General features: G+C 59.4%; 8 protein-coding genes. 6 read left to right on the top strand and 2 right to left on the bottom strand.

All coding sequences use genetic code 11. The features are described 5' to 3' along the window. Positions 1-83: 83 nt before the first annotated feature. Complete coding sequence (locus IC37_RS28545) at positions 84-1,643, bottom strand: sigma-54-dependent phenylalanine hydroxylase transcriptional regulator PhhR (protein ID WP_030131497.1); 1,560 nt, start codon at positions 1,641-1,643, stop codon at positions 84-86. Positions 1,644-2,057: 414 nt separating this feature from the next. Between IC37_RS28545 and phhA the strand changes: the two genes are divergently transcribed. From phhA to IC37_RS28520, 6 genes are all read left to right on the top strand, one after another. Continuing rightward, a complete protein-coding gene (gene phhA / locus IC37_RS28540) occupies positions 2,058-2,849 on the top strand; it encodes a phenylalanine 4-monooxygenase (protein WP_030131496.1) in 792 nt (263 codons plus the stop codon). A gap of 69 nt (positions 2,850-2,918) precedes the next feature. Continuing rightward, entirely contained in the window at positions 2,919-3,275 is a 357-nt protein-coding gene (locus tag IC37_RS28535) for a 4a-hydroxytetrahydrobiopterin dehydratase (RefSeq protein WP_007902503.1), read from the top strand. After that, positions 3,275-4,468 carry an amino acid aminotransferase gene (locus IC37_RS28530; protein ID WP_030131495.1) on the top strand — a complete coding sequence of 398 codons (1,194 nt, stop codon included), beginning with the start codon at positions 3,275-3,277 and terminating at the stop codon, positions 4,466-4,468. The genes IC37_RS28535 and IC37_RS28530 overlap by 1 nt, the downstream gene beginning before the upstream one ends. Positions 4,469-4,746: 278 nt before the next feature. Further along, positions 4,747-4,878, top strand: coding sequence for a hypothetical protein (locus IC37_RS30775; RefSeq protein ID WP_007902501.1), 132 nt, complete (start codon positions 4,747-4,749; stop codon positions 4,876-4,878). A 75-nt stretch (positions 4,879-4,953) separates the two neighbouring features. Next, complete coding sequence (locus IC37_RS28525; RefSeq protein ID WP_030131494.1) at positions 4,954-5,151, top strand: hypothetical protein; 198 nt, start codon at positions 4,954-4,956, stop codon at positions 5,149-5,151. Positions 5,152-5,256: 105 nt separating this feature from the next. Then, a complete protein-coding gene (locus IC37_RS28520) occupies positions 5,257-6,471 on the top strand; it encodes an MFS transporter (protein ID WP_030131493.1) in 1,215 nt (404 codons plus the stop codon). Here IC37_RS28520 and arfB read toward each other — a convergent pair. Further along, positions 6,468-6,881 (bottom strand): alternative ribosome rescue aminoacyl-tRNA hydrolase ArfB, encoded by a 414-nt coding sequence (arfB, locus tag IC37_RS28515; protein WP_030131492.1) that lies wholly within the window; start codon positions 6,879-6,881, stop codon positions 6,468-6,470. The genes IC37_RS28520 and arfB overlap by 4 nt on opposite strands. Between the last annotated feature and the right edge of the window lie 167 nt (positions 6,882-7,048).

Genomic DNA, 7,048 nt, shown 5'->3' with positions numbered 1-7,048 from the left:
TCATTATTTGTCCTGCGTGCACAGATCAAATGTGGGAGCGGGCTTGCTCGCGAAGGGGCCGTTACATACCAAACAACTATTAGCTATGACTCAGACTTGCCGACTTCATATTCGCGCAACTTATTGGCAATGGTCGTATGCGAAACCCCCAACCGCTTGCCCAGTTGCCGACTGCTCGGGTGCTCGGAATACAAGCGCTCCAGCACCGCTTTTTCGAAGCGCCCGACAATCTCGTCCAAACCACCCTCAAGGGAAAAATCGCCGAGCGGCTGACGCACGCCGTAGTCCGGCAGACGAATGTGCTCGGCTTTGACGGTGCCGCCGTCGCACAGGGAAACTGCCTGGAACAGTACGTTTTCCAACTGCCGCACATTGCCCGGCCAGTGATAGTGACTGAGCCGCTCCATCGCCGCCGGGGCCAGTTTCGGCAACGGGCAACCGATCTGCCGACTGGCCTGATCGAGGAAGTGCTCCACCAGCGGCGCCAGTCCGTCGAGGCATTCGCGCAGTGGCGGGATGTGCAACGAAAGCACGTTCAAGCGGTGGTACAAATCCTGGCGAAACTCACCACGAGCGCACAGCTCGGACAAGTCCACTTGAGTCGCGCAGATCACTCGCACATCCAGATAGACCTCTTCATCGCTGCCGACACGACGGAAGCAACCGTCCTGCAGAAAGCGCAGCAATTTCACCTGCAAGCGCGGGCTCATTTCGCCGACGCCGTCGAGAAACAACGTACCGCCCGCCGTCAGTTCCAACAGCCCGAGCTTGCCTTCGGCCCGCGCCCCTTCGAAGGCGCCGGGGCCGTAGCCGAACAATTCGGTCTCGGCCATGGACTCCGGCAGACCGGCGCAGTTGAGCGCCATCAGCGGTGATTGCCCACGCGGGCTCGCCAGGTGACAGGCCCGCGCCAACAACTCTTTGCCGGTGCCGGTTTCACCTTCTATCAATAGCGGCGCATCCAGTGGCGCCATGCGTCGCGCCTCGCGCACCACAGCCGCCATCACTTTCGAGCTCTGGAAAATGCTGTCGAAGCCGCGCAACTCCTGCTTGCGCACGTTATAGATGCGCTCGCCCACCCGATCCGCCCGGTGCAACGTCAACACCGCACCGGCCATGGCCTCGCTTTCGTCATGCTCCGACTGCAGCGGCGCGATGTCGGCGAGAAACACATCGCCCTTGACCTTGACCCGCAAGCCGTTGATCCGCGACTTGTTGGCGCGCACCAGTTCCGGCAAATCGAAATCCTCGGCGTACCGCGACAGTGGAATCCCGGGCACCTCGTCCACCCGCACCCCGAGCAACTGCGCCGCCGCACGGTTGGCCGCGACGATGGAGCCGCCCATGTCGATCGACAGCACAGGAAACTCCAGAGCCCCAAGCAAGGCATTGAGCTCCATATGCCGACGTTCGCTGGGCATCAGCCCTACGCGCTTGACGCCGAATACCCCGCCAATCGCCTCGAACTTCGGACGCAACGCCTGGAACTGAATGTTGATCAGGTTCGGGCAGTGCAGATAGATCGCATTGCCGTGCTCACCGCCCACTTCGCCGCGAGCGACGTTGATCCCGTACTCGACCAACAGGTTGAGAATGTCGCGCAGGATACCGATGCGGTTCTGGCAGTGAACTTTGATACGCATATAAAGGCCCGAAAAACGGTGAGTGAGATTGATGCCGAGCGCACAACCTGTGGGAGCGGGCTTGCTCGCGAAAGCGTCGGACCATCCAACAGTGATGTATCAGACAGACCGCCTTCGCGAGCAAGCCCGCTCCCACAGGGGTATCACAGTGTTCAATCCTTGGCAGACCGACGTATGTTTCTGCCGAGGCATTCAAATAGTCGTCAAGATTATGTGACACCCGTGCGCCATTTCAAACCCGCAAATATCAATACTTGCGCCCTAGCAGCCAATCCGTAACGAATATTTTACGAAAAACGCAGATTTTTCCTACATGCAACGACGATCACCTGCTGCAACACCGCACTCCTCGGGGTATTTCTAGGTCTATAGCTGTACACACAACAAGAACAAATCCCCTAGCAGGAGAGCAGCATGAAGCAGACGCAATACGTGGCTCGTGAGCCCGATGCGCAAGGTTTTATCGACTACCCCGCCGAAGAACACGCGGTGTGGAACACGCTGATCACTCGCCAACTGAAAGTGGTCGAGGGCCGTGCGTGCCAGGAATACCTGGACGGTATCGAAAAACTCGGTCTGCCCCACGACCGCATTCCGCAACTCGGTGAAATCAACAAGGTCCTCGGTGAAACCACCGGCTGGCAGGTTGCCCGAGTCCCCGCACTGATTCCCTTCCAGACCTTTTTCGAATTGCTGGCGAACAAGCAGTTCCCGGTGGCGACGTTTATTCGTACCCGCGAAGAGCTGGATTACCTGCAAGAGCCGGACATTTTCCACGAGATCTTTGGTCACTGTCCGCTGCTGACCAACCCCTGGTTCGCCGAATTCACCCACACCTACGGCAAACTTGGCCTACAGGCTTCCAAGGAAGAACGCGTGTACCTGGCGCGCTTGTACTGGATGACCATCGAGTTCGGCCTGGTCGACACGCCACAGGGCCTGCGCATCTACGGTGGCGGCATTCTATCCTCGCCCAAAGAAACCGTTTACTGCCTGTCGGACGAGCCGGAGCATCAGGCCTTCGATCCGCTGGAATGCATGCGCACGCCGTACCGCATCGACATCTTGCAACCGTTGTACTTTGTTCTGCCGAACCTCAAGCGCCTGTTCGATCTGGCCCACGAAGACATCATGGGCATGGTCAAGCAAGGTATGCAGCTGGGGTTGCACACGCCGAAATTTCCGCCAAAGCCCAAAGCGGCCTGAGCAGATCCCGCTCGCGACTTGCGCGCAAAGATAGTAATTTCCAACAAGAATCGAATTCAGGAACACACCATGAACGCTCTGAACCAAGCCCACTGCGAAGCCTGCCGCGCCGACGCCCCTCAGGTCAGCGACGAAGAATTGCCGATCCTGATCAAGCAAATCCCTGACTGGAACATCGAAGTCCGCGACAGCGTGATGCAACTGGAAAAAGTATTCCTGTTCAAGAACTTCAAACACGCCCTCGCATTCACCAACGCCGTCGGTGAAATCTCCGAGGCCGAAGGTCACCACCCGGGCCTGCTGACCGAGTGGGGCAAAGTCACCGTGACTTGGTGGAGCCACTCCATCAAAGGCCTGCACCGCAACGACTTCATCATGGCCGCGCGCACTGACGAAGTGGCGAAGAACGCCGAGGGCCGCAAATAATGCATTTCGACGCCATCGGTCGAGTACCCGGCGACCCGATTCTCGGCCTGATGGAGGCCTATGCGCTGGACCCTAACCCGCGCAAATTCGACCTCGGCGTGGGTGTCTATAAAGACGCCCAGGGCCTGACGCCAATCCCCGAAGCGGTGAAGCTCGCCGAGCAGCACCTGGTGGATCGTCAATCCACCAAGACTTACATCGGCGGCCACGGCAATGTAGCGTTCGGCAAGGTCATCAACGAGTTGGTGCTTGGCGCTGATTCGGCGCTGATCGCCGAACAACGGGCCGGCGCCACTCAAACGCCGGGCGGCACTGGCGCATTGCGTTTGAGCGCCGACTTCATCGCCCAATGCCTGCCGGGCCGTGGCGTGTGGTTGAGCAACCCGACCTGGCCGATCCACGAAACCATTTTCGCGGCGGCCGGGGTGAAGGTCAGTCATTACCCGTACGTGGGCAGCGATAACCGTCTCGATGTGGAAGCGATGCTGGCGGTGCTCAATGAAGCCCCCAAGGGCGATGTGGTGCTGCTGCATGCCTGCTGCCACAACCCGACCGGTTTCGATCTGTCCCATGACGATTGGCGTCGGGTGCTGGACGTGGTGCGCAGTCGCGATTTGCTGCCACTGATCGACTTCGCCTATCAGGGTTTCGGCGACGGCCTGGAGCAAGATGCCTGGTCGACCCGCCTGTTCGCCGCCGAGTTGCCGGAAGTGCTGATCACCAGTTCCTGCTCGAAGAACTTCGGCCTGTACTGCGACCGCACCGGCGCACTGATTGTCTGCGCACAAACCGCCGACAAGTTGGTGGATATCCGCAGCCAACTGGCCAACATCGCCCGTAACCTGTGGTCGACGCCACCGGATCATGGCGCTGCAGTGGTCGCGACCATCCTCGGCGATCCAGAGCTGAAAAGCCGCTGGGCCGACGAAGTGGAAGCCATGCGTTTGCGTATCGCCCAGTTGCGCAGCTGTCTGGTCGAAGCCCTTGAACCCCACGGCTTGCGCGAGCGATTTGCGCACATTGGTGTGCAACGCGGTATGTTTTCCTACACCGGTTTGTCGCCGGAACAGGTCAAGCAATTGCGCGAACGCCACAGCGTATATATGGTCAGCTCAGGCCGGGCGAACGTTGCCGGGATTGATGCGACGCGTCTGGACTTGCTGGCCGAAGCTATCGCTGAGGTCTGCAAGTAACCATCAAGCACTGCAAGTCCCCCTGAGGGAGCGGGCTTGCTCGCGAAGACGGAGTGTCAGTCGACATCATCGTTGCCTGACACACCGCTTTCGCGAGCAAGCCCGCTCCCACATTTGAATGGTGTCGCCCCCTCTTGCTGACCTGTCTAGACAATCCCATCCGTCGCAACAATTGGATATAAAAGTCTATTTGTCATTTCTCCTGCTGTATCCTGCGCAGGCTTTTTTAAAAGCGCGGATCTACCAGATCTATCAACAGACTTAGCGAGGAGCGCGACATGCACGAGATCCCTAATCTCCCCTTCCCAAGCCTGCACGAAACTGAGCAGACAACCACGCAACAAGCCGGTGCCCAACAGCCCGAGACGAAAGAAGCACCTGAACGCCGCCAGGCCGACAGCGAAGACTGATACACCCGCACGACCAGACCGTGTGGAAAGCGCTAATATGCGCTTTCCACACCGCCTGAATCTTGAGCCGTCCCTATGACCGATGAATTCACTCCTCCTTTTGATGAAGAGCTGCAGGCCAGCGTCCTGATCGGCACCGCCGAAAAAATGATCGAGATCTGGAGCCGCCTCTCCCCGGAGAAACAGGCCGCCCTGCTCGCCCGCTTCGGCAGCGAAGAAAACGCTTTGGCCGCCCTGGTCACGACACAACTGGTTGCCCCCGCAAAATCCTGATTATCCCCATCCGGCAAATAGTTTTACTTTTTCCACGACCCGCGACCGCCCTCGCCGTTATCATAAGCAGCCTATCTATCCAGCTGCCCCCGTGGACCTTTACCCATGCCAGAAACCCAGCGCCCCATGGCGGTCACGCTGCAAGTCGTTTCAATCGTCCTGTTCACTTTCATCGGTTACCTGAATATCGGCATTCCCCTGGCCGTATTGCCGGGCTACGTCCACAGCGACCTCGGTTTCGGCGCCGTGATCGCCGGGCTGGTGATCAGCGTGCAATACCTGGCTACCCTGCTCAGTCGCCCTTACGCCGGGCGCATCATCGATAACAAGGGCAGCAAACTGGCGGTGATGTACGGCCTCGCCGGCTGTGGTTTGAGCGGTGTGTTCATGTTGATTTCGGTCTGGACGCAAAGCCTGCCGACGTTGAGCCTGATCAGCCTGTTGATCGGCCGACTGGTGCTCGGCAGCGCGGAAAGCCTGGTCGGTTCCGGTTCGATCGGCTGGGGCATCGGCCGGGTCGGCGCGGCGAATACCGCCAAAGTCATCTCCTGGAACGGCATCGCCAGCTACGGCGCGCTGGCGGTCGGCGCGCCGTTGGGGGTGCTGCTGGTGAGTCAGTTGGGTTTGTGGAGCATGGGCGTGAGCATCGTGCTGCTGGCTGTTCTGGGCCTGGCGCTGGCCTGGCCAAAAACCGCTGCACCGATCGTTGTCGGCGAACGCCTGCCCTTCATGCACGTGCTGGGGCGCGTGCTGCCTCATGGTTGTGGTCTGGCCTTGGGCTCCATCGGCTTTGGCACGATCGCTACCTTCATCACGCTGTATTACGCCACTCAGCACTGGTCCAACGCGGTGCTGTGCCTGAGCCTGTTCGGCGCCAGTTTCATTGGCGCGCGACTGCTGTTTGGCAATCTGATCAACCGCCTCGGCGGCTTTCGCGTGGCGATTGCCTGCCTCTCGGTGGAAACCCTTGGTTTGTTGCTGCTGTGGCTGGCACCCGATGCCCATTGGGCACTGGCCGGCGCGGCGTTGAGCGGTTTCGGCTTTTCGTTGGTGTTCCCGGCGTTGGGCGTGGAAGCGGTCAACCTGGTGCCCGCCTCCAGCCGTGGCGCGGCGGTTGGTGCGTATTCACTGTTTATCGATTTGTCGCTGGGGATTACCGGGCCGCTGGCGGGTGCGATTGCGGCTGGATTCGGGTTTGCCTCGATCTTCCTGTTTGCCGCGTTGGCCGCTCTGAGTGGTTTGGCACTGAGTATCCATTTGTACCGGCAAACGCCAAAGTACCTTGATGAAAAGCACCGCGAAGAACGGGACACCCGCTAGAAATCCACCTTGCTGCGTCCAGCCTTGATGCTGCCGCGTTTGGTCTTGGATTCGAGACGACGCTTCTTCGAACCGAGAGTCGGCTTGGTCGGGCGGCGTTTCTTTTCCACTTTGATGGCGCTGAGGATCAACTCGGTCAGCCGCTCCAGCGCATCGGCGCGGTTGGCCTCCTGCGTACGGTATTGCTGGGCCTTGATGATCAATACGCCTTCGCTGGTGATGCGACTGTCGCGCAGCGCCAGCAGCCGCTCCTTGTAGAACTCGGGCAAGGACGAGGCCGGAATGTCGAAGCGCAGGTGCACGGCGCTGGAGACCTTGTTGACGTTCTGCCCACCGGCGCCTTGCGCACGAATGGCCGTCAATTCGATCTCGGCATCCGGCAGATGCACGTTGTTGGAAATCACCAGCATGGAAAAGCGTCCGGTATCAGGGTGTTCAGGATACCGCGAATGATGGATTGACTGGGCCGCCCCTTTCACGGACATGTATGGGATGTTCGCCACACAGAGGAGCAAATGTGGGAGCGGGCTTGATCTGGTCCAGTAATTTTGGACATTATTTTCGGTTCTCACGCCGC

It is taken from the genome of Pseudomonas sp. QTF5, from assembly GCF_000512695.2.
Taxonomy (GTDB): Bacteria; Pseudomonadota; Gammaproteobacteria; order Pseudomonadales; family Pseudomonadaceae; genus Aquipseudomonas.
This window is presented reverse-complemented; position numbering and strand designations above follow the sequence as displayed.